Origin of the sequence: Pseudomonas tritici (assembly GCF_014268275.3) — a bacterium.
Lineage (GTDB): Bacteria > Pseudomonadota > Gammaproteobacteria > Pseudomonadales > Pseudomonadaceae > Aquipseudomonas > Aquipseudomonas tritici.
Window position 1 is genome coordinate 5,327,889 of sequence record NZ_CP077084.1, and the last position, 23,288, is coordinate 5,351,176.

The following is a 23,288-nucleotide window of genomic DNA, read 5'->3' on the forward strand; positions in this document are numbered from 1 at the left end:
CGGAAGCCTGAATGCAAAAAAACCGTCAGCGCGGAACCACCGTGGTCCACCAGGCAAATCGACGCTCGATGCGCACGGGCAGTACCTGCTCAAGCATGGCCAGGACCTGATCGGTGTCTTGCAGCGGGTAGGTGCCCATCACCCGGAGATTGGCGACCTGTGGATCGACTCCCAGATGGCCATGGCGATAACTGGCCAGTTCACCGATAAAGTCCTCCAGACGCATATCGTTCGCCATCAACACGCCCTTTGCCCAAGCCTCACGCCCCGGCTGCGCGCGTTGCGTTGCGGCCAGACGCTGTCGGTCGAAGGTAACGCCCTGCCCGGCCGGCACGATGCGGGTTTGATGGGTATCAACGCAGGTCGCCTCCACGCTGCCTTCAAAGACATTGAGCAAGGTGCGGCCGTCCTGTTCACGCACGCTGAATCGTGTACCCAGCGGACGCAAGCGGCCGTGGGGCGTATCGACAACAAAAGGCCGGCTGTCCTTGCCGGTGTTGATCAGGATTTCGCCGCTGTAGAGCTTCAACTCGCGCTGGCCGGCGTTGAAGTTCACATCCAACGCCGTGCCGCTGTTGAGCCAGATGCGCGTACCATCGGCTAAAAGCTGCTCGCCCAGCACTGTGGTGCTCGTATGGAAATCCGTATTCCAGGCCCCCGGTAACCAACGCTGCTGCCAACTGCCCCACCCCAGCAACGCGCCACCCATGACCACCGACAACCCACGCAACACCTGACGCCGCGAACGCTGGGAATGGCGCAAATTCTCCAGCGTCTTATTGGCCCCCGCGACATCTTCCTGCAACGGCGCAAATCGTTGCCCTACGCGTGCGACATAGCTCCAGGCCAGGCGATTGGTTTCACTGTGTCCATGCCATTGGCGCCAGGCCTCATGCAGTGGCAAGGCGTTGGGCTCGGCACTCAGGCGGGCGAACCAGTCAGCGGCTTGTTGCAGGGTGGCATGGTCGAGGCCGCCGGGCTGGGTGTTCATGACAAGGCACCGTCCAACTCGGCCTCCAGCACCATGCACTGGAACATGGCCTGGCCGATGTATTTGGTGACGGTGCGCTCACTCACGCCAATGCGCGCCGCGATTTCGCGATAGCTCAAGCCCTCGATCTGGGCCAGGCAGAACGCCTCGGACACCTTGGCCGGCAAGCGATCGAGCATCGCCTGCAAATGCACCAGAGCCTCCAACACCAACGCGCGGTGTTCTTCCGACGGCGCGCATTCCTCAGGTCGGCTCGCCAACACCTCAAGCCAGGCTTGCTCCACCTGCTTGCGTCGGAAAAAATCCACGCACACATTGCGTGACAAGGTGCTGAGGTACGCACGCGCGTGCCCCTCGCTGCCAAATTCGCGCGGATGGCTCAACAGCCTGACAAAGACATCGTGAGCCAGCTCGGCGGCATCACTGACATTGCCGAGTTTTCTGGCCAGCCAGCGTTGAATCCAGCCGTGATGGGCCGAATACAGGCTGCCAACGCTGAAAGGTGCGGCGACGGACTCGGGAAGCGGGGGCATACAAAGCCCTACGAATAAGAATTGTTCCCAATGGTAATGAGAAAAAGTGGCCACCACAACGAGCAAAAGCGACCGCACCGCAACAGACGGCATACAGCCCCGGGTCTTTTTTTTCAGCCACAGAACAGGGATCATCGCCGTCCCCCCAAAGCCCCAGGAACCGAGACCATGGAATTGACGCTGGAAGCGGTTGCGCTCTTTGCACTGAAACTGGTGCACGAGACGGACGGCGGCAGCCCGCTTTTGCGCGATGATCTGGTGATGGATGGGTATGAGCGGGAGGTGTTTGGGTTGTTGGTGCGGCAGGAGAGTTTGGCGGTTATTCAATCCAAACTTGCCGAGTGTATTGATCAAGCGCTTAACGCATTGGGCGGGGCTGACACGGTAATGGGTCGCGAATTGCAGAGGCTGGCGACTGATGTGCAAAACGCAGATCAGCTCGATGAACTGCGTGCACCGCTAACCAACCTCAGGGATTACCTTAAAGACATCCAGTAGGCGAACTTACCGCCGCCCTTCCACCGTCATACGCACCGCCAACCCCATCAACACCGACCCCATCAACCAGCGCTGCACTACCTGCCAGCCCGGCCGGGTGACGAAAAACACCGCAATAGAACCCGCCAGGGTGGCGATCACCGCGTTGACGCTCACGCTGATAAAAATCTGCGTAAAGCCCAGCACCAGCGATTGCGCCAGCACACTGCCGTGGCCATTCGGGTCGATGAACTGGGGCAGCAACGATAAATACATCACCGCCACCTTGGGGTTCAGCAGATTGGTCACCAGGCCCATCGTGAACAACTTGCGCGGGCTGTCCACGGGCAACTCCCGCACCTGGAACGGTGAGCGCCCACCCGGCCTGACCGCCTGCCAAGCCATGTAGGCCAGGTACAACGCCCCGCCGAAGCGCAGCGCGTCGTAGGCAAACGGCACCGCCATGACCAAAGCCGTGATCCCCAACGCCGCGCACAGCATGTAAACCAGGAAACCCAACGCCACGCCAGCCAGGGAAATATACCCGGCGGTGCGGCCCTGGCAGATCGAACGGGAAATGAGGTAAATCATGTTCGGGCCGGGCGTCAGCACCATGCCGAGGGAGATCAGCGCATAGGCTAGCCAGCTGGACACTTCAGGCATGGTTTGGCTCCTGGACGGTTGTGCTGTCGACGCGAAACATTTGGTCAACGTTGTAGGGTTGGACGCTATGGTAGGGCGTTCAAAATGCGTGCGTTAGATACAGATCCGCGAGCAAAACGGCATACACCCAAGAGGGCAGGCACATGATCGACTTCAACAACAAAGGCTTCTTCAAGCTCAAGCAAAACAACGAATACGCCGAACGCGTCACCGCCCTGCTGCTGGACGGCGAAGAAGTAGTCGACGCGTACAAGGCCATGCGCGATGGCGTGGTGTTTACCACCAAGCGGATTATCGCGGTGAATGTGCAGGGGATTACTGGCAGTAAGAAGGACTTCACGTCGCTGCCGTACAAGAACATCGTGGCGTATTCGGTGGAGACGTCCGGGACATTTGATCTGGATTCGGAGTTGGAGATTTACTTTTCGTCGCTGGGGAAGGTGAAGTTTGAGTTCACGGGGAAAACTTCCATAGTCGAGATCTCCAGGCTGATCTCCAAGCATCTGCTGAGCTGACCTTGGCGTCCCAAGGCCTTTTCGCTGCTTAAACAATTCAACAGATGTTTCCGGATTAAAATATCGGAGGGGGCGGTACGACGATTCGACTTGCCCCCGATAGCACTTACCCGCATGAAACCTACAGCATGATCTCATAAGGCCCAAGCACCTTACTGGTCTGCACCAACCCTTGCCGCATCAGCATCTCAAGATAACCTTCCCCATCCATCGAAGGACGCGCCAACGCCCGCCTCTGTTTCTGCGCCGCAGCTAATACCGCTGCCTGATCCAAATCCCAAAGGTCCGATATAAAGTCATCCGGATGCATCGGTTCTATGTCATAACCTGCCAACACATGTGCGGGGAAGTCCTTCAAATTAAAGGTCACGATGACTTCAGCCTTACTCCGAATGGCTGCAGCCAGCACATGACGATCATCCGGATCAGGTAAGTCCAAGCTTGAACACAGATCTTCATACCCAGTTACCAACGCGTCCGGTATGGCCTTGTCCATCAACGCAGAGATATTATTCACCCGATCCGGAGTGAGGTCTGGTCGGTTCTTAAGCACATTACGTTTCCACTCCTCATGTATCTGACGGGTCCACCGCGCTCGGTACAGGCCAGATAAACCAAGCCACATCAGCAAATCCCGCAGTGCTGCCGGGTAAAGAACACAAGCGTCGTATACGGCCGTGAAAGGCGAACACCTCATTCGTCATACCCCAATCCCAACTCCCGAGTCTGCCGCACCAGTTCCTCCATTGCGTCCTGACTTTCCTGATCTCGCCGCTGCTTGAACGCCATCAAATCCGAAAACCGAATTCGCCGATGCCGACCCGTTTTTGTAAAAGGAATAGCGCCCTCCTCCAGCATCTTGACCAGATGCGGGCGTGAAACGTTAAGCAGGTCGGCAGCCTCCTGCGAGGTCAATTCGGCATGCACCGGCACTACCTTGACGGCATTGCCGATAGCCAACTCGCCCAGGATATCGACCAGCAGGCGCAACGCTGAGGTTGGAAGTACGAGCGTGTGGGGTTTGTCTTCCTTGTCGAAGATGTCGATGCGCTGGGTTTCAAATTTGGTCGACAGCAGCGACGCCAATTCGCGTTGGCCTTGCACGGCGGCTTCGACTTCTTTTTCCAGTGGAAGAATCGTTTTGGGGAGGTGGTTGGTGATCATGATGCAACTCCGGCGTTACGCAATTCAGTTGAGATCAACGCTAAACGAAACAAACGAAAATCGCAATATTCGAAACAGATCTACTGACTCACGCACCAATCTACTTTTCCCACACCGACCACCGAATTAAGCCGACATCGGCTTCTGATTACCCCTCGTAGGCTCACTCCCTCGCACAAGGAAGTGAGCCGGTCATGTCAGAACGCTTTTATCCCCCCACTGAAGAAGAGTTACTCAAACGACGGATCCTGACTCCGCAGCCGTCGCGTGTGCCGTATTCGCCGTCTGTTGATTATTTCGAGCCATCCCCCGCCCCAGCACCTACGCTAGCCAAACCTCCCGGCTGCGTTTTTATCAAGCCCTGCCAACTGCCTGACGGCATCACCCATTACTTCAATCCCGCCGGGTACGTCCCGTTGGAGCTGAAGGAGTACGGCCATTTAAGCCTGTTGGGTGGCCGCGAAGTGGACGGTAAGGGCGTGGTTGCCTTGCGCAAGATCAGCGGCAGCGCACTGCCCGTTGGCTTAGGGCAGTTGGCGTTGCGTTCGGCGGTATTCGAGTCAGCAGCCACCGCCGTCGGCTCAGTAGCCGGTGGCTTGTTGACGGGTTTGGTGGCGCTGGCTTGGCCATCGGAGCTGGGTGATAGCGCGCTCTACAGCGAGGAGCAATTGCGTTCAATGCAACGGGCGCGTTCGCAGATGCGATTGCATATCGAGCAACGCGAGGACGGCACGCTCAAGGGGTATGGATTTTACACGGGCAACAATGCCGATTGGCAAATGATTGATGTGGTGCAGTTTCAACGCCGTGGCGATCAGTTTGTCGCGGATTTGGGTGAGGGGGTGGAGCTGATATGGACGCCGGCGATTGATCCGGGTGACACCCTTGGTATTCCAGCCTTGGAGGCTGCACCGCAAGCGCCGGTGATCTGGATTTACCCGCCGACGGAGAAGGCCACGCAGATTCTGGTGAACCCGATTTATCCGCCGGAGTATCGGGATTTTATTCTGGTGTTCCCGGTGGAGTCGGGGGTTCGGCCGCTGTATGTGGTGGTGAGTGTTAAGGCAGGTGATCACAAGTACCACAAGGCGCCTAATACTGAACAAATAACTGGCTTTGAAAACCTGATAAAAGCAAAACCCATGACTCCCAGACAGGGTGGTACCGGGTTGAGAGAGCGTTGGATTGAGGAAAAAGGCCGGAGAATCTATGAATGGGACTCTCAACATGGGGAGTTGGAAGTTTATCTAGCAAGTGATGGGAGTCATCTAGGTGCGTTCAGCCACGTAACCGGCGAGCAGCTAAAAGGACCGAAGAAAAAACGAAATATCAGAAAATACCTATGAGGGCTACATGGGACTAAAAGTGAGATTGGAATGGTTCGACAGAACCACAGAACGGCTGAGCGGAACGGAGAACTCAGCAGACTTAGGAGATGACTACTCCGTGATTTCTAAGCTTGGGCTGTCGGCAGATGAAGACGTCAATAATGGCATGCTTGAACTGCGGAGGGAGTGGCTACCCCTCATACAGGCACATTTCTCTCATGAAATTACTCTTTCAGAAAACGATTACTTCATCGCGTTTGATTACGAAAATGCAAACGAATAACACAAACTTAAAGAGTTCAGCTTCATGCGCAAACTGTCACTGACAAACAAAAAAATCCGCAACATTCCCAGGCATCTCAGAGCCCTGACCCGCTGGGCAGATAGCTTCGAAGGCTGCTTTTACGAAAAGTTACCGTCGCAACCCGACTACGTAAACGTAAGAATCCCCGTTATCGAAAATCTTGTTGAAGGTTATCAAACCACACCGGGAATTCTGGCGCATTGCGCTCAACAGTTGATCAAAGTAGCAGGCCATCTGGTTGAAGCGCGATCAGACGATGACCCCGAATGCTGGATTGTCGCCTGCATTATGGTCCCGGACATGTTCTCAAGCCGTGTTTGTATCTATACCGACAAAGCCCGCTATCTCGGACACACCCAACCCTTCGACTATGAGTACTTCCGCCAAACCCGCATTACCGGCCGAAGCCTTGCCAGCAAATGGGGACTGACAGTTCCGCCGGGGCTTCACGAGGTTGGCTTTCATTTTGTCCATGAGGACGAAAAAGGAAACGTCTTCGAGTCAGAGCATTGGTACTTCGGCGAAGTCAGCACGGCCGATGAGGCCACTGGCGGAGAGCACTGGAAGTATCAAACCTTCCGGTCCTTCCAAGCGCAGCATCCGCATTTGTTCGGTCTGTCCGCTTAACCTTCTTTCGCCTCGCGCCCCTACCCCCAATCAACACCCGATTCACCGGATCAGTAATATCAGACACCTGCCGCACATACGCCGAGGAATCGAGTTTGAACATGAACTCCACCAGACACCTTTGCCTTCTACGGAGCAAACCGTGCTCATCACCAGCACACAGCTGTAATAAGACACCGCAGAGCGCCACGCCTCCCCGTTACGTCTTCACCAAAACCGTCGCAATTACCGATTGAGAGAGGTTTCCATAATGCTGATGAAAATCAGATTGCGGTGGTACCAAAAGCACAGCAATGACTTGAAGGCGGATGAGTATTCAGCGGATATCGCAGATCCAGACAGTGTTTCTGAAGCATTGGGTTTAGGCGAGGAGACCGCGATATATGCCGATGTATTCAACATGCTGCCTAACTGGATAACGATTATTCAGCCGTATTTCCAGCACATGATTGAACCCGACTACCTCGACTACCAAATTTCCTTCCGCTACCAAGGCGCTTGGCCACTGCCTCCAAAGCAACCTAAGAAGGAGTCTTAATGCAATGAGACCTACGCTGCAAAAGCCCCTCCTCTACCGCTCAGTCAACACCCGAACCCACGGCGTGCGCCACGGCAGTTGTCGCGCCTATCAGTATGAGCGTCACACCAAGGGCGAAAAAGACAAACAATCAAACCGCGGTTCGATGCATAGCCATCAACGGCATGGCTTTGATTACACCCCGCTCTTCCGGTTTCTCCTATCCAAAGTCGGCCACCCGTGGGATCAGGTTTTCAGCGAAGCCAACGCTCGCCTGGATCGTCCAGAACCGGTGTTTTGGATGGTTGCGCTGCATGAATGCGACAAGCAGGATTACGTGAGAGCGGATGAAAATAGCTACTACAGCGGCTTATGGGTCGACGAAGCCGGCCTGCTGCAAAAGGTCAACGCACAGCTGACGCCCGAACAGATGAAACCCTTTTGCGACTGCTGCACCCACACCTTCAACGGAGTGGTTTTCGCCCAACCGCTACCACGCAAACGGTGGACAACGCCCACCGTTCAATCAACCCCTTTTAACTCGCCTTCACCTCACTCCCCTCCCCCCCAATCAACACCCGATTCGCCGGATCCGTAATATCAAACACCTGCTGCGCACACGCCGAACGACTAGGCGCGAACTGGAACTCCACCAGATACACCTTCGCCTTCTCCGGGATGAACGTGCTCTCCGGCGGCACGCAGCTGTAATAAGCCCCATTGCCCACGCTTCCTGCCCTGCCGAATACAGTTAGTTTCTTGCCGGGGTCCGCCTGGATCTCCAACTGCGGAAAGCGTTTAAACACCGCACTGGACGCGGTCTGGTTGACTTTGGCGATCCAGTTGAAAACCCGGCCTTCACCGTTGTCCACGACGGTACCGAGGGTTTCCAGGCGTTGATCGGGGTCACCTTCGCGGCGGATGGCGAACTGGACGGGGTTGGTGCCACCGTAAGCCTTCATGATGACTTTCGCGTGTTCCGCATCCACAGCTACGGTTTTCTGGCGCAGTTGAATGCCGTCTTTAAACAAGCTGGGCGATGAGTCACGTTGGTTGGATTGGCAGGCGCAAAGGGCCAGGGTGATGAGGGAGAGCAGTGCAATCCGTTTCACAGGGAGATGTCCTTATCGGTGAAATAGGTGTGAGGAACGGACCTGCATTTAAACAAAATGTTCCGCTCCGACAACGCCGTCACTTGGGCTGAAACGTCTCAAGATACGCGAGGATGTTTTCAATCTTCTCCTGATCACTGATCCCCCAGAAGATCATCCGCGTACCACTCACCACCTTCTTCGGCGCCTCGATGTAGGCGGCGAGTTTGTCCCGGGTCCAGACCACACCGGAGTTTTTCATCGCATCGGAATACTGATAGTCAGGGGTAATCCCCGCAGGTCGGCCGATGATGCCGTTGAGTTCAGGGCCGAAACCACCGCGTGCGCCCTCGCCGACACTGTGGCAGCCGCCGCAGGTCTTGGTGAAGAGTTTGCCGCCCGCTTCGGCGTCGCCCGCCGCATAGGTCAGGGGGCTGGACATACCAGCGGCGAGAATCAGCGCCAGTGAGGCGGTGTATTTCATGGGGGGCTCCACATCGAGTGCTGGCAGCAACGGTGGTGCAATTATGCCTGCTAGCCAGCCCAATACACCAAACCGTGCGGCAACATGACCATCCATCGGCAAAAAAACTTCGCATCGAAACTCTTACATTCCTGACCCACTCCACCTTATGAACCCTGATGGTGGAGTAACGAAAATGGCTCAGCCATCGATATTAGTATTGGAAGACGACGAAATCATTCGGGCGTTGATGGTGGATGTACTGGAAGATTGTGGGGCGGTAGTGACGTCATTTCCTTCGGCGGATGAGGGAATGATTTACCTGGAGCGCGAGGCTGATCCGGTGCACCTGATCGTCAGCGATGTGCAGATGCCAGGTTTGCTTAACGGTTATGACTTAAGCCGAGTGGTCGCGCATCGGTGGCCAACGGTGCCGGTGGTGCTGACGTCCGGAAACACCAGGATTGCAGCACAACTAGGTGGGTCGGTGCGTTTCTTGCCCAAACCCTGGAGCACTGAGCACCTGATCGACTGTGTGCAAGCGGCGCTGTCCCAGCAGGGGCTGTCCATGCATTGATAGCGTCGCGACATCATCTCAGCCGAACTTCACGGCGTGCGCTATGGTCTCTGAATGAGCAAGCAGCGACTTTTCGGATTTGTTTGTCAGCATTTTCGCCCATTACGTGCGGCTGATGACCTTGAGGTGTGTAGAATCGTCGTCCATTTGCGCACGTCACTCATCGCCGAAAGGCCTACAGTTCGAGCTTACTGAATGCAGTCACAGGCCCATGACGTTGGTGCGCCCTCTTTATTGGAAGCGCTGCGCACAGGCACAGCACTGCTGCATGTCGCGCTGGAAAAGCGCCTGCCGTTTTTTTCCGAGTACTTGGATGCCAAGGGGTACCGTCGCTTGCTCCAAGCGTATTACGGCTTTTATAAGCCAATGGAAGCGGCGCTGTATGACAGTGATCTGATCCCCGAAGGCTTTGACACAGCACTGCGTGTGAAAACGCCCACGCTTGTTAGCGATCTTCACGCTCTCGGCCTGGATAAGCGCGCCATCGATGCCCTGCCTCGCTGCTGCGAGCTCCCGATTCTTGCCCAGCCCGCTGCCTGTCTCGGCGCCCTGTATGTACTGGAAGGCGCGACGCTGGGAGGCCAGGTACTGCGTCGGGAAATGGCCAAGCGTCTGGACTTGGACGCGGACAATGGCGGCGCATTTCTCAATGTATACGGCATCGAAACCGGTCGACGCTGGAAAGATTTTCTTGAGTACCTGGGCCATCAGACATTGGACACACCGGCGAAGCAACACGCAGTAGACGCTGCCTGTTCGACATTCAGCTGCTTTGAGCAATGGCTCGACAGCCAGAAGGTACTGCTATGAAAACCGAAGATTTTGAAGAGCTGCTTGCCAACTGTGCCGACGAGCCCATCCGCTTTCCGGGGGCGATCCAACCCCACGGTGTGCTGCTGACGTTATCGGAGCCGGGGCTGAATATCATCCAGGTCAGCGCCAACGTCGGCACGTTGTTCGGGCGCGCACCCGAGGCGTTGTTGGGCCAGCCGCTGCACACGCTGATAGGCACCGAGCACGCCAATGCCGTCGGCGCCATGGCCGAAAACAATACGTTTTTCGACGCGGCACCGCTGCACGTCACGCTCAACGGCGCGGAGTTCGAAGGCCTGCTGCACCGCCATCAGAATGTGCTGGTGCTGGAGTTCGAACCACGGCTCAAGGACTTTCGCCCACGGGTGCTGAATGGTCGCACCAGTGACCTGGGCAAAATGCTGCAGCGTTTGCAGTCGGCGAAAACCCTGCAAGCGCTGTACGAAATCAGCGTGACCGAAATCCAGGCCATGACCGGTTACGACCGTGTATTGATCTACCGCTTCGAAGATGAAGGCCACGGCCAGGTGATCGCCGAAGCGTCGGCGCCGTCCATGGAGCTTTTCAACGGGTTGTTCTTCCCGGCGTCCGACATCCCGGAGCAGGCCCGTGAGCTGTATCGCACCAATTGGCTGCGTATCATCCCGAACGCCGCCTACGAGCCGGTGCCGCTGTTGCCCAAGCTGCGCCCTGACTCCGACCAGCCCTTGGACCTGAGTTTCGCCACCCTGCGCAGCGTGTCGCCAATTCACTGCCAGTACATGCAGAACATGGGCGTGCTGTCGTCCATGAGCATCTCGCTGATGAAAGGCGACAAGCTTTGGGGTCTGATCAGTTGCGGCAACCGCGAACCGCTGCTGGTGCCGAATGACCTGCGCACCGCTTGCCAGACTATCGGCCAGGTGTTGTCGTTGCAGATCAGCGCCATGGAGGCCTTGGACCTGACCCGTCAGCGTGAAGAGAAAGTCGAGACCCTGACGCGGCTGGATCAAGCGATGAAAGCGTCGCACGTAAGCGTGTTCGACGGCCTGGCCCAGCAACCTCAGTTGCTGATGGACCTGACCGTGTCCGGTGGCGTGGCGATCATCGAAGACAAGCAACTGCACTGCTACGGCAACTGCCCGGAGCCCACGCAGATCCGTGCGTTGCACGCGTGGTTGCAAGGGAGCGAAGAGACTGTCTTTTCCAGCCACAACCTGGCATCGGTGTACCCGCCGGCAACGGATTTCCAGCAGGTGGCCAGCGGTGTCCTGGCCATGAGCCTGCCGAAGCCAGTGGACAACGGTGTGCTGTGGTTTCGCCCGGAAGTCAAAGAGAACATCCACTGGAGCGGCGACCCGAAAAAGCCACTGAACCTGGAAAATTCCGACGCGGGCCTACGCCTTCGCCCACGCACCTCGTTTGAAATCTGGAAAGTCGAGATGGCAGGCATCTCCACCAAGTGGAGCCATGGCGACCTGTTCGCCGCCAACGACCTGCGTCGCTCGGCCCTGGAAAACGACCTGGCCCGCCAGGTACTGCGCGAACAACAAGCCGTGCGCGCCCGCGATGACCTGGTGGCAGTGGTGTCCCACGACCTGCGCAACCCGATGACGGTGATTTCCATGCTGTGCGGCATGATGCAGAAGACCTTCAGCTCCGAAGGCCCACACACCTCACGGCGGATTTCCTCGGCCATCGACACCATGCAACAAGCCGCCGGGCGCATGAACGTGCTGCTGGAAGATTTGCTCGACACCTCGAAAATCGAGGCCGGACGCTACGTGGTAAAGCCAGTGGTACTCGACGTGAGCCAGATGTTCGAAGAGGCCTACGCCTTGCTCGCACCGCTGGCGATGGAAAAAGGTATCGACCTGACGTTCAACGCCGAGCCCGGCCTGCAGATCAACGGCGACCCCGAGCGTCTGTTTCAGGTGCTGTCGAACCTGATCGGCAACGCCATCAAGTTTACTCCGCGCCAGGGCAATATCGGTGTCAGCGCCATGAGCACCGACGAAGACATCGTCTTCTCGGTGCGCGATTCCGGTGAAGGCATTGCACCCGAGCACTTGCCTCACGTGTTCGATCGCTACTGGACCCAGGCGGATAACAACCCGACCGGAAGCGGCCTGGGGCTCTACATCACGCAAGGTATCGTGCAGGCCCATGGCGGCAAGATCGTCGCTGAGAGCGAGCTGGGTCGGGGCAGTGAATTCCGGTTTACGTTGCCGAAGGTGATTGAAGACTTGCGTACCTGACACGGTTAAAAATGTGGGAGCACCGCCGCTCCCACATTTGTTTTGCACTGCCTGGTAAATCTCACACCGGCAGCACCACTACTGCCTCCAACCCACCACCCTGGCGCTCGGCCAGGGTCAGGGTGCCACCGTGCTCCAGCACAATTGCCCGTGCGGTAGAAAGCCCCAGCCCGACGCCTCCCGTGCTTTTGTTGCGTGACCCTTCAAGGCGATAGAACGGCAGAAACACCTGCTCCCGATGCTCCACGGGAATGCCCGGCCCGCGATCCGATACGCGAATCACCACCTCATCATTCTTCTGCTGCAACTCAATTTCCGGCGCCACGCCGTAGTGGATCGCGTTGTCCATCAGGTTGGTCATCACTCGCTTGAGGCCCAGCGGGCGTCCGAAATACACCAGGCGCGGCGGGCCGCGAAAGGTCAGGTCGATGGCCTGGTCGCGGTAGTCATCGATCAGGGTTTGCAGCAATTCCGCTAGGTCCAGTTGGGTGGCTTGTTCCAGGCGGGCGTCGTCGCGGAAGAATTCCAGGGCGGTGTTGATCATGGCCTGCATTTCATCCACGTCGCGAAACAACTTTTGTTGCTGGTCAGCGTCCTCAATGAACTCACCGCGCAGACGCAACCGGGTCAACGGCGCGCGCAGGTCGTGGGAGATGGCGGCGAGCATTTGGGTACGGTCCTGGATAAAGTGCCGCAACTGCGCCTGCATGCTGTTGAAAGCGAGGATTGCCTGGCGTATTTCGTGGGGCCCCACTGGCTCAATGGGCGGCGCGCGAAAGTCCGCACCAAAGCGTCGCGCGCCCTGGGCGAAGTGTTGTAGAGGACGGGCCAGGCGGCGGGTCGCGACCAGGGTGACCAGCGCAGTGGAGATCAACACGAGCAACACCACAATCAGACTGCGCGCGCCGTCGTCCAGTCCCCAACTGCGAGTACCCGCGCTGAACATCAGCCAGGACTTATCCGCCAGCTGCATCAACAGCACATAGTGCCCATCGCCGTCCGGCCAGTCGGACGGTTGATAAGCCTCCATCGGCCGGGTCGGCCCCTCAAGCAGATGCTTGAGTGCCTGTTCGCCCGATTGAAAATCCGGGTCGTCGAGCACCGGCAAATCAAACGCTGCGCGCTGCGCTGCCCACATCACGCTGAAAGAACCATCGCCCATCACCTGAGCAAGACGCGGTCGCTGCGCCGGATCGGACGCCTCGACTGCGCGCACCACCACCGCGATCTTCTCCAGCAACCCGGTTTCGGTCAGCGGTGGCCTGGCCCACACGCCCGCCAATTGCACGAACAACGCGTTGAACGCCAGCGCGGTAAACATTGCGATCAGGATGGTCAGGGCGATCCAGCGGGCCACGGTGTCGCGTGGGCGGCGGCTCATGAGCGGGTCACACTGGCGGTGAACTGGTAGCCGCCGTTACGCACCGTGCGGATCATCGCCGGGCGCTTGGTATCGAATTCCAGCTTGCGGCGCAGTCGACTCACTTGCACGTCGATGCTGCGGTCGAACGCATCATGGCTGTGCCCGCGCGCCAGGTTCAATAACTGCTCGCGGGTGAGCACCCGTTGCGGGTGTTCGGCAAACACCAACAGCAGGTCGAACTCTCCGGAAGACAGCGGGATCATCACGTGGTCAGGCGAGCGCAGTTCGCGACGCGTGACGTCCAGTTGCCAGCCGGCAAAACAGATCAGCGGGCGCGCGACCTGCCCCATCGCGGGTCGGCTTTCACCCGCCCGGCGCAAAACCGCGCGCACCCGTGCCAGCAACTCGCGGGCGTCGAAGGGTTTGCTCAGGTAGTCATCGGCACCCATTTCCAGGCCCACCACGCGGTCGCTGAGTTCGCCCATGGCGGTGAGCATGATCACCGGCGTGGCGTATTGCTGGCGTAGGCGCTGGCACAGCAGCAAGCCGTTGTCGCCGGGGAGCATCAGGTCGAGGATGATCAGGTCGGCGGGCCCGCGCTTCATCGCCGCCCACAATTCGGTGCCACTGGCCACGGTCTCGACCGCGTAGCCGTGTTGCAGGAAAAACTTCTTCAGCAGGGCGAGGACTTCAAGGTCATCGTCGACGATTAACAGGTTGCTCACCGGCAGGCTTCACTGGGCTGGGTCAAGGTGCCATCTAAAACCATTCGGCGCGGTCCGTCATATATTTCAATCGTGCAATAAAGCGTCAAAGGCGCAATAAACCCGACATCTTTGCGCAAGGCTCGAATGCCAGCATCGGCCTCCTTTTTGCGGAGACTGTGCCCATGCGTTCGCTGACCTATTCCCGGCAACTGGCCCGCCAGGCCGTGCTGTTGCTGACCGTGACTTACCTGACGGGCTGCGCCAGCCCGGCACCCGTAGCGCCTACCACTCGTTGCGCACAGGTGAACTACCCGGTGTATGACCCAGCCGAACCGGTCAACCGGGGCGTGTTCGCGTTCAACCGTGTTGTGGATAACTACGCCCTGGCACCTGTGGCTCGCGGTTACCGTTACCTGCCGAATTTTTTCCAACAGGGTGTGCATAACTTCGCGAGCAACTTCAGCGAGCCAAAGGTGTTTATCAACGACCTGCTGCAAGGTAACCCAGGGCGTTCAGTCAATACCCTGGGGCGTTTCGCAGTGAACACCACGGTGGGCGTGGTGGGGCTGTTCGATGTGTCGGACCGCCTGGGCATCCCGCGCCACACAGCCGATTTCGGCCAGACATTCGGCGTGTGGGGTGTGGGCAACGGGCCCATCGTCGAGCTGCCATTGCTGGGTACCAGTAACAGCCGGGATGCGGCAGGCAAAGTGTTGAGCTTCCTGGTTGCGCCGCTGGGGGACAGCGACACAGTGCAGACCCTGGGTACTATCAGCCTCGTCGGCGGCACGATCGATACCCGTGCGTCACTGTTGCCGCTCACCGATAGCCTGCAAAAACTGCCGGATTACTACAGCGCGTTGCGTAATGTGGTGGCGGAAAATCGCGCGACTTTTGTGCGGGAGGGCAAGGAAGGCGCGACGTCTCCCGGGCTAAACAGTTGCGCGAACAGCGCCTCTGATGACTTCTGAAGCGCGTTCCCCACGACAGTCATATCTTGCAGCAGCGCGTTTATAGCAGCCCCGCTTCGCCCTCTATAAGTTTGGCCTGACTTCGCTTTCACAAGCGGAGTAATCCTCTACCCACTAGAAGGAAACATCCATGCTTAACGCTATCAACCACTCACTGGGCCACTTTCACTACCCACCGCTGCAGAAGGATGATGCAGAGCCCCAGCGCAGGAAGCGCAGCATTGACGACACACAAACGCAACTGCATGCCGCTGCCCCTGGAAGTACGGCAGCCAATGACCGCGGAGGCAAAAACAGCGGTGGGCTAGACAGCCTGGGTCAAGGCCACCTGCTTTAATCGGCCTTATACGGAGGGCAGTGCACGGCCCTTCGTACCCTCGCCCTTAACAAAACAATGACATTCACTGGGTTAATCTTGCCGGTTCAACCCTGCCCGGAATCCTTGACTGCATGCCGCACCCCGACACACTGCCCGCCGTACTGGCCGGCCCACTGCTGCGGCGCCTCGAACCTCGGCGCCTGGTGTTGTGGCTGGTGGGAAGCCGCGCACTGGCATTGACGCTGAAGTTGCATCTGCCAACGCAGACACTGGAGATCACCCTGGACCCGTGCCAGGTTGTGGCCGTAGGGCGCCAGGCGTTTATTCATTTGATCGACGTGTCACTGGACGACGCACTGCCCCTGGACGTGGCGATCAGCTACGACCTGTTGTTTGACAACACCGGCATTGCCGACTGGGCACCGCACCTGCTGTACGCCAACGCCCAACTTCCGAGTTTCGTATTGCACAGCCGTATTCACCAGTTGGTGCATGGCTCATGCCGCAAACCCCATTACAGTGCCGACGAGGGTTTGCTGTGTGTCGACCGCCTGTTGGCAGACACCCACACCCCAACCGATCGCCCAGCCCTGCTGATGATGAGCGGCGATCAGGTCTACGCCGATGATGTGGCCGGGCCGATGCTGCGGGCGATACATTCATTGATCGCACGCCTGGGCCTGTTCGATGAATACCTGGAGGGCGCCGTGGTCGATGACAGCGCCAGCCTCTACGGGCACAGCGCCAGCTACTACCATCGCGCCGACTTGCTGCCCGCACTGGACAGCAACGAAACCCTGCGCGAACGCTTCTTTGGGGGTGTAAAAAAGCCCATCTTCACCAGCAGCACCGCCGACAATCATCTGGTGACATTCGCTGAAGTCATCGCCATGTACTTGCTGGTATGGTCGCCCACGCCCTGGACGTTGATTGCGCCTCAACCTCCGCAGCTGAACGTAGAAAGACACCAGCGCTACGCGCGCGAACAGGTACAGATCAATAAATTTCGCGACGGCCTACCGGGCGTCGCACGGGTATTCGCCCACCTGTCGACCTTGATGATCTTTGACGATCACGACATCACCGACGACTGGAACCTTAGCGCCCAATGGGAGGAGACTGCCTACGGCCACCCTTTCTCCAAGCGCATCATCGGCAACGCCCTGCTTGCCTATTTGCTGTGCCAGGGCTGGGGCAACCAACCGGATGCATTTGGCGAACTGGTCAGCCAAACCCAAGCCCTCACGGCTCAGCCCAAAGCCAATCATTTGGACGCGGGCGCGCAGGATGAACTGCTCGAAACGTTGCTGAAATTCCAGCGCTGGCATTACGTACTGCCCACCACCCCCGCCCTGGTGGTGCTCGACACTCGCACTCGCCGTTGGCGCAGCGAGTTCACCCTCAAACAACCTTCCGGCCTGCTGGACTGGGAGGCCTTGAGCGAACTGCAACAGGAACTGCTGGATCACCCCTCGGCCATCATCGTCTCGCCCGCGCCAATCTTCGGCGTCAAGCTGATCGAGACAGTGCAGAAGGTGTTCAGTTGGTGCGGCCACCCCCTGCTGGTGGATGCTGAAAACTGGATGGCCCATCGCGGAGCCGCCCAAGTGATCCTCAATATCTTCCGTCATTCCCGCACGCCGGGTAACTACGTGATCCTCTCCGGTGACGTGCACTACTCGTTCGTCTACGAAGTGCTGATCCGCCATCGCAACGCCGGCCCCAGGATCTGGCAAATCACCAGCAGCGGTATCAAGAACGAATTCCCACCCCGCCTGCTGGAGTGGTTCGACCGCCTTAATCGCTGGCTCTACTCGCCGCGCTCGCCGCTCAACTGGTTCACCCGCCGCCGCACCATGCAGGTGGTGCCCCATATTCCGGAGCACGCCGAAGCCGGCGAGCGGTTATGGAATTCGGCGGGGATTGGCCAGGTATTTTTTAACGAACAAGGGCAGCCTGAAGCGATTTATCAGCACAACGCGGATGGGAAGGTGCCGACTAGGATGGTGGCGCCGAAGCAATAGCTATTTGCCATCAATCTTTCGCCGTACATCTGCCCTATTCAAAGCATCCAGGCCCCGTTGTACAGTGGCTCCAGCCACGGAGTATCGGCGACAACAGTGGTAGGCGTTGAATGCCTGCCCACGCAAGGAATGCGCAGATGAACGATACCTCCGACACTAATCCGTTAGAGCAAGATTTCTCTCACTTCAACGCCGACATGCTGCACACCATTCTGGAGCTGGTCAGTGACGGGATCTGGGATTGGAATGCCAACACAGGTTTCGTCTACCGCAATCCAGGCTGGTACGAAATGCTTGGCTATCACCGCCATGCACTAGAGAACACTGTGTTCACCTGGGAGAACGTGATTCACCCGGACGACTACCCCCAGGTGATGAAGCTGTTCGACGACTACATCCACCGTCGCGCCCCCCATTACCAAGCCGAATATCGCTGCCGCAAAAAAGAGGGCAGTTACCTGTGGATCGAAGACCGCGGCTACGTGATTGCACGTAACGCCGACGGCTCGGTGGCGCGAATGGTGGGCGCCCATCGCGATATTCATCTGCGCAAATGCTCCGTCGAACAGCTGGAAAAGCGCAATCAATCGCTTGAGGCACTGGTGGCCGAACGCACGCGCGAGCTGTCGCGGGTCAATCAGCAGCTGCAGCTGCAACTGGATGAAAATCGCTCCCTGGCCGAAAGGGATGCGCTGACCCTGGTCGCCAATCGCTATCGCCTGGAGAAAGTGCTGCTCGAAGAATGCGACCGTGCCCAGCGCTTTCGCCTGCCGCTGGCATTGATTGCCATAGACATCGATAACTTCAAGCTGATCAATGACCGCTACGGTCATGGTGTGGGCGACCAGACCTTGGTGCGGGTGGTGGAATGCCTGGAAAGTTGTATCCGCCCTAATGACCTGCTGGCCCGATGGGGCGGCGATGAGTTTGTGCTGGTCCTGCCCAAAACCTCGCTGGACATCGCAAAGGCGCTGGCAGAACACATCCGCCAGACGTTCAGGAATCGCCCGCAAAGGGACGACTTCAAGGTAACCCTGAGCCTGGGTGTTGCTGTGCGTCTAACGGATGAATACCCCGCGGCCCTGATGGCGCGCGCTGATCAGGCGTTGTATCGCGCCAAGGCGGCGGGGAAGGACGGCGTGTCCGAATGAGCAATGTTCACTGCAGGCGCGGGCTTGCCAGCGCCTGCAGCGGCACCGCGTTTATCTGACTGGCGGCGCGTATTGGATGCCGCCGTTGTTCCACAGCGCATTGAGCCCGCGCTTGATTTTCAGCACGCTGCCCTGGCCGATGTTGCGCTCGAACACTTCGCCATAGTTGCCCACTTGCTTGACGATCTGTACCACCCAATCCTTGCGCAGTTTCAAGTCCTTGCCGTATTCGCCATCAACCCCCAGCAACCGCGCAATGTCCGGACTCTTGGTGGTCTTGGCCTGCTCTTCGACATTCTGCGAGGTGATGCCCATTTCCTCGGCGTTGAGCATCGCGAACAAGGTCCATTTGACGATACTGAACCACTCGTCATCGCCTTTACGCACCAGCGGTCCCAACGGTTCCTTGGAGATCACTTCCGGCAACACCACAAACTCGTCCGGGTGGGCCATCTTGATTCGCTGGGCATACAAGCCCGATTGGTCGGTGGTGAGTACGTCGCATCGCCCGGCTTCCAGGCCCTTGGCGCTTTCGTCGGCGGTGTCAAAGGTGATCGGTGTGTACTTCATCCCGTTGGTGCGGAAGTAATCGGAAACATTGAGTTCAGTCGTAGTACCGGCCTGGATGCACACGGTGGCGCCGTCCAATTGCTTGGCGCCAGTAACGCCCAGCTTGTTGTTCACCAGAAAGCCAATGCCGTCGTAGTAGGTCACGCCGGTGAACACTAAGCCCATGCCCGAATCACGGGAGCTGGTCCAGGTGGTGTTGCGTGAGATCAGGTCGATCTCACCGGACTGCAGCGCCGTGAAACGCTCCTTGGCGGTCAACTGCGTGAACTTCACTTTCGACGCGTCGCCGAATACGGCTGCCGCCACCGCGTGGCATACGTCCACATCGATACCGGTCATCTTGCCCTGGCTGTCGGGCACGCCGAAGCCCGGTAGCCCATCGCTGACACCACATTGGATAAAGCCTTTTTTCTGGATGGCGTCCAGGGTTGCGCCCGCGTGGGCGGTGCCTGCCAGGCCAAGCACGGCGCTGGCGCCAATCGCGGCCAACGTAATTTTGAATGAGTTCATGCAAGGCTCTCCCTGTCATTCCTTATTATTCGGCGCCGTATCGCCCGCGCCGGTTTATAGTGCTGCCGGGCAGTATCCACGGCTTTACGCCGCTGCCACAAACGACCTTTAGGCAAAGGCTCCTTCCGATTTGGAATGAACTGCATGATTTCAAAACGCTTGACCCCTTCGATGACGGCCTTGCAATGCTTCGAAGCCGCCGCCCGCCACCTGAGTTTCACCCGTGCCGCCGAAGAGCTGCACCTGACCCAGAGTGCCGTCAGCAAGCAGGTGGCGCAGCTGGAAGAAATGCTCTGCCACAACCTGTTCGAACGGGTTCGCCAGCGCTTGTACCTGTCGCCAGCGGGGTCGCTGTACCTGGCCGAAGTGCACAAAATCCTGACCCAGGTGGACATCTCCAGCCGCTACATCCTCACCTACGGCGGCGAGACCGAAGTGCTGCGCATCGCCACGCAGCCGACCTTCGGCGATCGCTGGCTGGTGCCCAAGCTCAAGGATTTCGCGGCGAAACACCCGAATATCCACTTGGATGTGCGCAACGAGCTGGAGCCTTTCGATGTGTTGCAGGCCAAGGCCGATATCGCGTTTTTCTATGGGCAGGGCTCATGGCCGGGCGCGACGTGCATTGAGCTGTTCCGTGAAGCCGTGGTGCCGGTGTGCGCACCGGGCTTTGTCGCCGAAGGCAGCGATGCTTCGTCGCGCCACACGTTGCTGCAATGCACCTCGCGCCCGGAAGCCTGGCACGAATGGTTCCTCGAACAGGGGCTGCACTCGCAGAACAGCTACCACGGGCCGCGTTTCGACACGTTCTACATGTGCATTCGCGCAGCACAATCGGGCTACGGCGTAGCGTTGGTGCCGCAGTACCTGGTGGCCGAAGAGTTGGCCCAGGGCAGCCTGATGATTGCGTGGGACTACGCAATGCCCAGCAGCGGCGCGCACTTTATCGCCCATGCCGAGCATGCCGGCGAGGTCCCCAAAGTGAAGGCCTTCCTGAACTGGATGGTGGACTACATTCACGCACATCCCGACTTTTAATAATGACCCGGCGACTTTATTTCGTTTGCGACAAGGGCGGGCGCCCAGCTTAGATAAAAGACGCCCGTCACTGCCGAGTCCCCGATTCATGAGCCACGAAACCATCAGCCAATCGATTTCCATCGTTCATCCCATCAGCCTCAGCCACGGGAAAAACGCCGAAGTCTGGGACACCTCGGGCAAACGCTATATCGACTTTGTTGGCGGCATCGGTGTGCTCAACCTCGGCCACTGCCACCCGGGCGTGGTCGAGGCAATTCGTGAACAAGCGACCAAACTGACCCACTACGCGTTCAACGCCGCCCCGCACGCGCCCTACATCGAACTGATGGAGCGCCTGAGCGCATTTATCCCGGTGGGCTACCCAGTCAGCGGCATGCTCACCAACAGCGGCGCGGAGGCGGCGGAAAACGCGCTGAAGATCGTGCGCGGCGCTACCGGCCGTACGGCGGTGATTGCATTTGACGGTGCCTTCCACGGCCGCACCCTGGCCACGCTCAACCTCAACGGCAAGGTCGCGCCCTACAAACAAAAGGTCGGTGTACTGCCCGGCCCGGTGTACCACCTGCCCTACCCCAGCGCTGATAACGACGTGACCTGCGCTGAGGCACTGAAGGCCATGGACCGCTTGTTCAGCGTAGAAATCGACGTCAACGATGTGGCCTGTTTCATTATCGAACCGGTGCAGGGCGAAGGGGGGTTCCTCGCACTGGATATCCAGTTCGCCCAGGCTCTTCGGCGCTTTTGCGATGAGAAGAACATCCTGCTGATTGCCGATGAAATCCAATCCGGCTTTGGCCGTACCGGCCAACGTTTTGCGTTCTCACGCCTGGGGATCGAACCGGACTTGATCCTGCTGGGTAAAAGCATCGCCGGGGGTGTACCGCTGGGCGCCGTAGTGGGGCGCAAGGTGTTGATGGACAACCTGCCGAAGGGCGGCCTGGGCGGCACATATTCCGGCAACCCTATTGCGTGTGCCGCAGCATTAGCCACCCTTGACGCAATGACAGATGAGCACCTGAACACTTGGGGAGCGCAACAGCAAGAAGCCATCGTTCGCCGCTATGAAGCCTGGTGCGCACAAGGCCTCACGCCCTACCTCGGCCGCCTGACCGGCGTCGGCGCCATGCGCGGCATCGAGCTGGCGAACGCCGATGGCACACCCGCACCGAAACAGCTTGCTCAACTGTTGGGCCTGGCACGGGATGCCGGGTTGTTGCTAATGCCCAGCGGCAAGTCGCGGCATATCATCCGTTTACTGGCACCGCTGACGATTGAACCGGCAGTGTTGGAGGAGGGCTTGGATATCCTCCAAGCGTGCCTGAGACACTTGTCCCAGTAAGGAAGGCCGGGGTTTACCGTAGGTCTGTTTTGCAGGCGGGCAGTCCGGCTGCAACGGGCGCTGCCGGGGTAACGTCGGGATAAGGGCATTGTGCTGCCTTGACCTGATCCCCCTCCCCCCTGAAAATGCCCGACGCTTTTTTGTCCTCGTTTACTGAAGTAGTGAAATTTCAATGCCCGATTCCTACACCATCGAAGAATCCGCCGAAGAAACCGTAGTCGCCTTGCACGCCAAAGCCGAGTACGAAAACGCCATCAATCTTTCACAGCATCTGCCAGCGGCCAAGATCATCAGCGAGATGGTGCTGGACGCTTTCCACACGTCCAAGGAAAGCGACCAGATCCGCGAACTGCGCGTGGCTATCCGCCAGGCCCACGATGCCTTCGACGACGACAAGGCCTACGACCTGATGGGCCAGCTCAAGCAATTGAAAGACGCCGAGGCGGCCGACAATGCAGCCCTGGAGAACCTGAGCAGCCAGTTCTCGATCAGCCGCATCCTGTCGAGCTTCAAGGACGACCCCGAGTTCCAGGAGCTGGTCTACGGCCTGGCGTTGAAGGTGCTGAACCAGAGCCACCAGGCCATCAGCAACCCAAGCGCCGGCAAGAGCAAGGCTTCACGGCCCAAGAAAGAAGCCGAAGTGTTTGTGATCAGCAAGGATGGCATCAGCGTCACCCTGCCACTGCGCACGCCACGCTCGAAGCTGAACGTTGACCGTGAGGCGTTTGAGTTCCTTGGCTTCAGCTTTGTGGGTGAAGGCGATGAAGCGGAGCTTACGGTTGAAAGCTTTGTGGACAACACCGGTGCTGAACAGCCGTTGAGCCGCAAAAGCGTGATTACTGCGCTGCAACAGCAGACGGCGTTTGATGGGTACAGCATCGCGCAGCAGTAACTCGTAGCAAGCTACACCGCAGAATCAAGTGTGGGAGCTGGCTTGCCTGCGATGCAGACGCCTCGGTACATCAGTGAAACCGAGGTGATGCAATCGCAGGC

The 23,288-nt window shown here is 58.4% G+C and carries 26 protein-coding genes; 16 read left to right on the plus strand and 10 right to left on the minus strand.

Translation table 11 applies throughout. The features are described from left to right. Nucleotides 1–25: 25 nt before the first annotated feature. Both HU722_RS24290 and HU722_RS24295 read right to left on the minus strand, forming a co-directional pair. A complete protein-coding gene (locus HU722_RS24290; RefSeq protein ID WP_083213941.1) occupies nucleotides 26–991 on the minus strand; it encodes a FecR domain-containing protein in 966 nt (321 codons plus the stop codon). Beyond that, on the minus strand, nucleotides 988–1,524 hold the full coding sequence (locus HU722_RS24295) for a sigma-70 family RNA polymerase sigma factor (RefSeq protein WP_065874510.1): 537 nt from the start codon (nucleotides 1,522–1,524) through the stop codon (nucleotides 988–990). The genes HU722_RS24290 and HU722_RS24295 overlap by 4 nt, the downstream gene beginning before the upstream one ends. 168 nt (nucleotides 1,525–1,692) lie before the next feature. Here HU722_RS24295 and HU722_RS24300 point away from each other — a divergent pair, with 168 nt between their 5' ends. Then, nucleotides 1,693–2,022, plus strand: coding sequence for a hypothetical protein (locus tag HU722_RS24300; protein WP_065874509.1), 330 nt, complete (start codon nucleotides 1,693–1,695; stop codon nucleotides 2,020–2,022). Nucleotides 2,023–2,028: 6 nt separating this feature from the next. On the opposite strand, the gene HU722_RS24305 is transcribed toward HU722_RS24300, so the two are convergent. Continuing rightward, nucleotides 2,029–2,664, minus strand: a complete 636-nt coding sequence (locus HU722_RS24305) for a LysE family translocator (protein ID WP_065890004.1) — start codon at nucleotides 2,662–2,664, stop codon at nucleotides 2,029–2,031. Between the two features lie 143 nt (nucleotides 2,665–2,807). Between HU722_RS24305 and HU722_RS24310 the strand changes: the two genes are divergently transcribed. Further along, nucleotides 2,808–3,179, plus strand: a complete 372-nt coding sequence (locus HU722_RS24310) for a PH domain-containing protein (protein WP_065874507.1) — start codon at nucleotides 2,808–2,810, stop codon at nucleotides 3,177–3,179. A 121-nt stretch (nucleotides 3,180–3,300) separates the two neighbouring features. Here HU722_RS24310 and HU722_RS24315 read toward each other — a convergent pair whose 3' ends face one another. After that, complete coding sequence (locus HU722_RS24315) at nucleotides 3,301–3,876, minus strand: PIN domain-containing protein (RefSeq protein WP_065890006.1); 576 nt, start codon at nucleotides 3,874–3,876, stop codon at nucleotides 3,301–3,303. Then, the gene (locus HU722_RS24320; RefSeq protein ID WP_065890007.1) at nucleotides 3,873–4,343 is read right to left on the minus strand and encodes a helix-turn-helix domain-containing protein; all 471 of its coding nucleotides are present in this window, start codon (nucleotides 4,341–4,343) and stop codon (nucleotides 3,873–3,875) included. Before HU722_RS24320 ends, HU722_RS24315 begins: the two co-directional genes overlap by 4 nt. A gap of 194 nt (nucleotides 4,344–4,537) precedes the next feature. On the opposite strand from HU722_RS24320, the gene HU722_RS24325 reads away from it, so the two are divergent. The 5 genes from HU722_RS24325 to HU722_RS24345 all read left to right on the plus strand — a co-directional run bounded on the left by HU722_RS24325 (nucleotide 4,538) and on the right by HU722_RS24345 (nucleotide 7,717). Continuing rightward, on the plus strand, nucleotides 4,538–5,689 hold the full coding sequence (locus HU722_RS24325; RefSeq protein WP_065890009.1) for an S-type pyocin domain-containing protein: 1,152 nt from the start codon (nucleotides 4,538–4,540) through the stop codon (nucleotides 5,687–5,689). A gap of 7 nt (nucleotides 5,690–5,696) precedes the next feature. Next, nucleotides 5,697–5,954: a colicin E3-like toxin immunity protein gene (locus HU722_RS24330; protein ID WP_065874503.1), complete on the plus strand. Its 258-nt coding sequence runs from the start codon at nucleotides 5,697–5,699 to the stop codon at nucleotides 5,952–5,954. A gap of 24 nt (nucleotides 5,955–5,978) precedes the next feature. Beyond that, nucleotides 5,979–6,602 (plus strand): DUF3916 domain-containing protein, encoded by a 624-nt coding sequence (locus HU722_RS24335; RefSeq protein ID WP_065880741.1) that lies wholly within the window; start codon nucleotides 5,979–5,981, stop codon nucleotides 6,600–6,602. Nucleotides 6,603–6,852: 250 nt separating this feature from the next. Further along, the gene (locus HU722_RS24340; RefSeq protein ID WP_065890011.1) at nucleotides 6,853–7,140 is read left to right on the plus strand and encodes a colicin E3-like toxin immunity protein; all 288 of its coding nucleotides are present in this window, start codon (nucleotides 6,853–6,855) and stop codon (nucleotides 7,138–7,140) included. Between the two features lie 4 nt (nucleotides 7,141–7,144). Further along, nucleotides 7,145–7,717, plus strand: coding sequence for a hypothetical protein (locus tag HU722_RS24345; protein ID WP_345945868.1), 573 nt, complete (start codon nucleotides 7,145–7,147; stop codon nucleotides 7,715–7,717). Here the strand turns inward: HU722_RS24345 and HU722_RS24350 are convergent. Together HU722_RS24350 and HU722_RS24355 are read right to left on the minus strand one after the other, a co-directional pair. Beyond that, complete coding sequence (locus HU722_RS24350; protein ID WP_065890013.1) at nucleotides 7,656–8,231, minus strand: hypothetical protein; 576 nt, start codon at nucleotides 8,229–8,231, stop codon at nucleotides 7,656–7,658. The two genes, HU722_RS24345 and HU722_RS24350, sit on opposite strands and share 62 nt — an antisense overlap. A 79-nt stretch (nucleotides 8,232–8,310) precedes the next feature. Further along, the gene (locus tag HU722_RS24355) at nucleotides 8,311–8,694 is read right to left on the minus strand and encodes a c-type cytochrome (protein ID WP_065874499.1); all 384 of its coding nucleotides are present in this window, start codon (nucleotides 8,692–8,694) and stop codon (nucleotides 8,311–8,313) included. A gap of 175 nt (nucleotides 8,695–8,869) precedes the next feature. Between HU722_RS24355 and HU722_RS24360 the strand changes: the two genes are divergently transcribed. The 3 genes from HU722_RS24360 to HU722_RS24370 all read left to right on the plus strand — a co-directional run bounded on the left by HU722_RS24360 (nucleotide 8,870) and on the right by HU722_RS24370 (nucleotide 12,300). Continuing rightward, nucleotides 8,870–9,250 carry a response regulator gene (locus HU722_RS24360; protein ID WP_065874498.1) on the plus strand — a complete coding sequence of 127 codons (381 nt, stop codon included), beginning with the start codon at nucleotides 8,870–8,872 and terminating at the stop codon, nucleotides 9,248–9,250. A gap of 195 nt (nucleotides 9,251–9,445) precedes the next feature. Beyond that, on the plus strand, nucleotides 9,446–10,060 hold the full coding sequence (locus HU722_RS24365; protein WP_065890015.1) for a biliverdin-producing heme oxygenase: 615 nt from the start codon (nucleotides 9,446–9,448) through the stop codon (nucleotides 10,058–10,060). Beyond that, nucleotides 10,057–12,300 (plus strand): ATP-binding protein, encoded by a 2,244-nt coding sequence (locus HU722_RS24370; RefSeq protein ID WP_065890016.1) that lies wholly within the window; start codon nucleotides 10,057–10,059, stop codon nucleotides 12,298–12,300. Before HU722_RS24365 ends, HU722_RS24370 begins: the two co-directional genes overlap by 4 nt. Nucleotides 12,301–12,361: 61 nt before the next feature. On the opposite strand, the gene HU722_RS24375 is transcribed toward HU722_RS24370, so the two are convergent. Together HU722_RS24375 and HU722_RS24380 are read right to left on the minus strand one after the other, a co-directional pair. Further along, nucleotides 12,362–13,681, minus strand: a complete 1,320-nt coding sequence (locus HU722_RS24375) for a sensor histidine kinase (RefSeq protein ID WP_065874495.1) — start codon at nucleotides 13,679–13,681, stop codon at nucleotides 12,362–12,364. Continuing rightward, complete coding sequence (locus HU722_RS24380; protein WP_065874494.1) at nucleotides 13,678–14,388, minus strand: response regulator; 711 nt, start codon at nucleotides 14,386–14,388, stop codon at nucleotides 13,678–13,680. Before HU722_RS24380 ends, HU722_RS24375 begins: the two co-directional genes overlap by 4 nt. A 164-nt stretch (nucleotides 14,389–14,552) precedes the next feature. On the opposite strand from HU722_RS24380, the gene HU722_RS24385 reads away from it, so the two are divergent. The 3 genes from HU722_RS24385 (at nucleotide 14,553) to HU722_RS24395 (ending at nucleotide 18,835) form a co-directional block, all read left to right on the plus strand. Next, on the plus strand, nucleotides 14,553–15,341 hold the full coding sequence (locus HU722_RS24385) for an MlaA family lipoprotein (protein WP_065890017.1): 789 nt from the start codon (nucleotides 14,553–14,555) through the stop codon (nucleotides 15,339–15,341). Between the two features lie 450 nt (nucleotides 15,342–15,791). After that, nucleotides 15,792–17,684, plus strand: coding sequence for an alkaline phosphatase D family protein (locus tag HU722_RS24390; protein ID WP_065890019.1), 1,893 nt, complete (start codon nucleotides 15,792–15,794; stop codon nucleotides 17,682–17,684). A gap of 137 nt (nucleotides 17,685–17,821) precedes the next feature. Continuing rightward, nucleotides 17,822–18,835: a diguanylate cyclase domain-containing protein gene (locus HU722_RS24395; protein ID WP_065890021.1), complete on the plus strand. Its 1,014-nt coding sequence runs from the start codon at nucleotides 17,822–17,824 to the stop codon at nucleotides 18,833–18,835. A 51-nt stretch (nucleotides 18,836–18,886) separates the two neighbouring features. Here the strand turns inward: HU722_RS24395 and HU722_RS24400 are convergent, their stop codons facing one another. Then, nucleotides 18,887–19,915, minus strand: a complete 1,029-nt coding sequence (locus tag HU722_RS24400) for an amino acid ABC transporter substrate-binding protein (protein ID WP_065874489.1) — start codon at nucleotides 19,913–19,915, stop codon at nucleotides 18,887–18,889. A gap of 144 nt (nucleotides 19,916–20,059) precedes the next feature. Here HU722_RS24400 and HU722_RS24405 point away from each other — a divergent pair, with 144 nt between their 5' ends. From HU722_RS24405 to HU722_RS24415, 3 genes are all read left to right on the plus strand, one after another. Further along, complete coding sequence (locus HU722_RS24405) at nucleotides 20,060–20,953, plus strand: LysR substrate-binding domain-containing protein (RefSeq protein ID WP_065874488.1); 894 nt, start codon at nucleotides 20,060–20,062, stop codon at nucleotides 20,951–20,953. Nucleotides 20,954–21,041: 88 nt separating this feature from the next. After that, on the plus strand, nucleotides 21,042–22,295 hold the full coding sequence (locus HU722_RS24410; protein WP_065890022.1) for a 2-aminoadipate transaminase: 1,254 nt from the start codon (nucleotides 21,042–21,044) through the stop codon (nucleotides 22,293–22,295). A 172-nt stretch (nucleotides 22,296–22,467) separates the two neighbouring features. Beyond that, nucleotides 22,468–23,187 (plus strand): hypothetical protein, encoded by a 720-nt coding sequence (locus HU722_RS24415; RefSeq protein ID WP_065880732.1) that lies wholly within the window; start codon nucleotides 22,468–22,470, stop codon nucleotides 23,185–23,187. Nucleotides 23,188–23,288: the final 101 nt, after the last annotated feature.

Excerpts from the sequence above, each read along its gene's own strand:
- HU722_RS24290 (WP_083213941.1), bottom strand. The coding sequence starts at position 991 with ATGAACACCCAGCCCGGCGGCCTCGACCATGCCACCCTGCAACAAGCC.
- HU722_RS24295 (WP_065874510.1), bottom strand. The coding sequence starts at position 1,524 with ATGCCCCCGCTTCCCGAGTCCGTCGCCGCACCTTTCAGCGTTGGCAGC.
- HU722_RS24300 (WP_065874509.1), top strand. The coding sequence starts at position 1,693 with ATGGAATTGACGCTGGAAGCGGTTGCGCTCTTTGCACTGAAACTGGTG.
- HU722_RS24305 (WP_065890004.1), bottom strand. The coding sequence starts at position 2,664 with ATGCCTGAAGTGTCCAGCTGGCTAGCCTATGCGCTGATCTCCCTCGGC.
- HU722_RS24310 (WP_065874507.1), top strand. The coding sequence starts at position 2,808 with ATGATCGACTTCAACAACAAAGGCTTCTTCAAGCTCAAGCAAAACAAC.
- HU722_RS24315 (WP_065890006.1), bottom strand. The coding sequence starts at position 3,876 with ATGAGGTGTTCGCCTTTCACGGCCGTATACGACGCTTGTGTTCTTTAC.
- HU722_RS24320 (WP_065890007.1), bottom strand. The coding sequence starts at position 4,343 with ATGATCACCAACCACCTCCCCAAAACGATTCTTCCACTGGAAAAAGAA.
- HU722_RS24325 (WP_065890009.1), top strand. The coding sequence starts at position 4,538 with ATGTCAGAACGCTTTTATCCCCCCACTGAAGAAGAGTTACTCAAACGA.
- HU722_RS24330 (WP_065874503.1), top strand. The coding sequence starts at position 5,697 with ATGGGACTAAAAGTGAGATTGGAATGGTTCGACAGAACCACAGAACGG.
- HU722_RS24335 (WP_065880741.1), top strand. The coding sequence starts at position 5,979 with ATGCGCAAACTGTCACTGACAAACAAAAAAATCCGCAACATTCCCAGG.
- HU722_RS24340 (WP_065890011.1), top strand. The coding sequence starts at position 6,853 with ATGCTGATGAAAATCAGATTGCGGTGGTACCAAAAGCACAGCAATGAC.
- HU722_RS24345 (WP_345945868.1), top strand. The coding sequence starts at position 7,145 with ATGAGACCTACGCTGCAAAAGCCCCTCCTCTACCGCTCAGTCAACACC.
- HU722_RS24355 (WP_065874499.1), bottom strand. The coding sequence starts at position 8,694 with ATGAAATACACCGCCTCACTGGCGCTGATTCTCGCCGCTGGTATGTCC.
- HU722_RS24360 (WP_065874498.1), top strand. The coding sequence starts at position 8,870 with ATGGCTCAGCCATCGATATTAGTATTGGAAGACGACGAAATCATTCGG.
- HU722_RS24365 (WP_065890015.1), top strand. The coding sequence starts at position 9,446 with ATGCAGTCACAGGCCCATGACGTTGGTGCGCCCTCTTTATTGGAAGCG.
- HU722_RS24370 (WP_065890016.1), top strand. The coding sequence starts at position 10,057 with ATGAAAACCGAAGATTTTGAAGAGCTGCTTGCCAACTGTGCCGACGAG.
- HU722_RS24375 (WP_065874495.1), bottom strand. The coding sequence starts at position 13,681 with ATGAGCCGCCGCCCACGCGACACCGTGGCCCGCTGGATCGCCCTGACC.
- HU722_RS24385 (WP_065890017.1), top strand. The coding sequence starts at position 14,553 with ATGCGTTCGCTGACCTATTCCCGGCAACTGGCCCGCCAGGCCGTGCTG.
- HU722_RS24390 (WP_065890019.1), top strand. The coding sequence starts at position 15,792 with ATGCCGCACCCCGACACACTGCCCGCCGTACTGGCCGGCCCACTGCTG.
- HU722_RS24395 (WP_065890021.1), top strand. The coding sequence starts at position 17,822 with ATGAACGATACCTCCGACACTAATCCGTTAGAGCAAGATTTCTCTCAC.
- HU722_RS24400 (WP_065874489.1), bottom strand. The coding sequence starts at position 19,915 with ATGAACTCATTCAAAATTACGTTGGCCGCGATTGGCGCCAGCGCCGTG.
- HU722_RS24405 (WP_065874488.1), top strand. The coding sequence starts at position 20,060 with ATGATTTCAAAACGCTTGACCCCTTCGATGACGGCCTTGCAATGCTTC.
- HU722_RS24410 (WP_065890022.1), top strand. The coding sequence starts at position 21,042 with ATGAGCCACGAAACCATCAGCCAATCGATTTCCATCGTTCATCCCATC.
- HU722_RS24415 (WP_065880732.1), top strand. The coding sequence starts at position 22,468 with ATGCCCGATTCCTACACCATCGAAGAATCCGCCGAAGAAACCGTAGTC.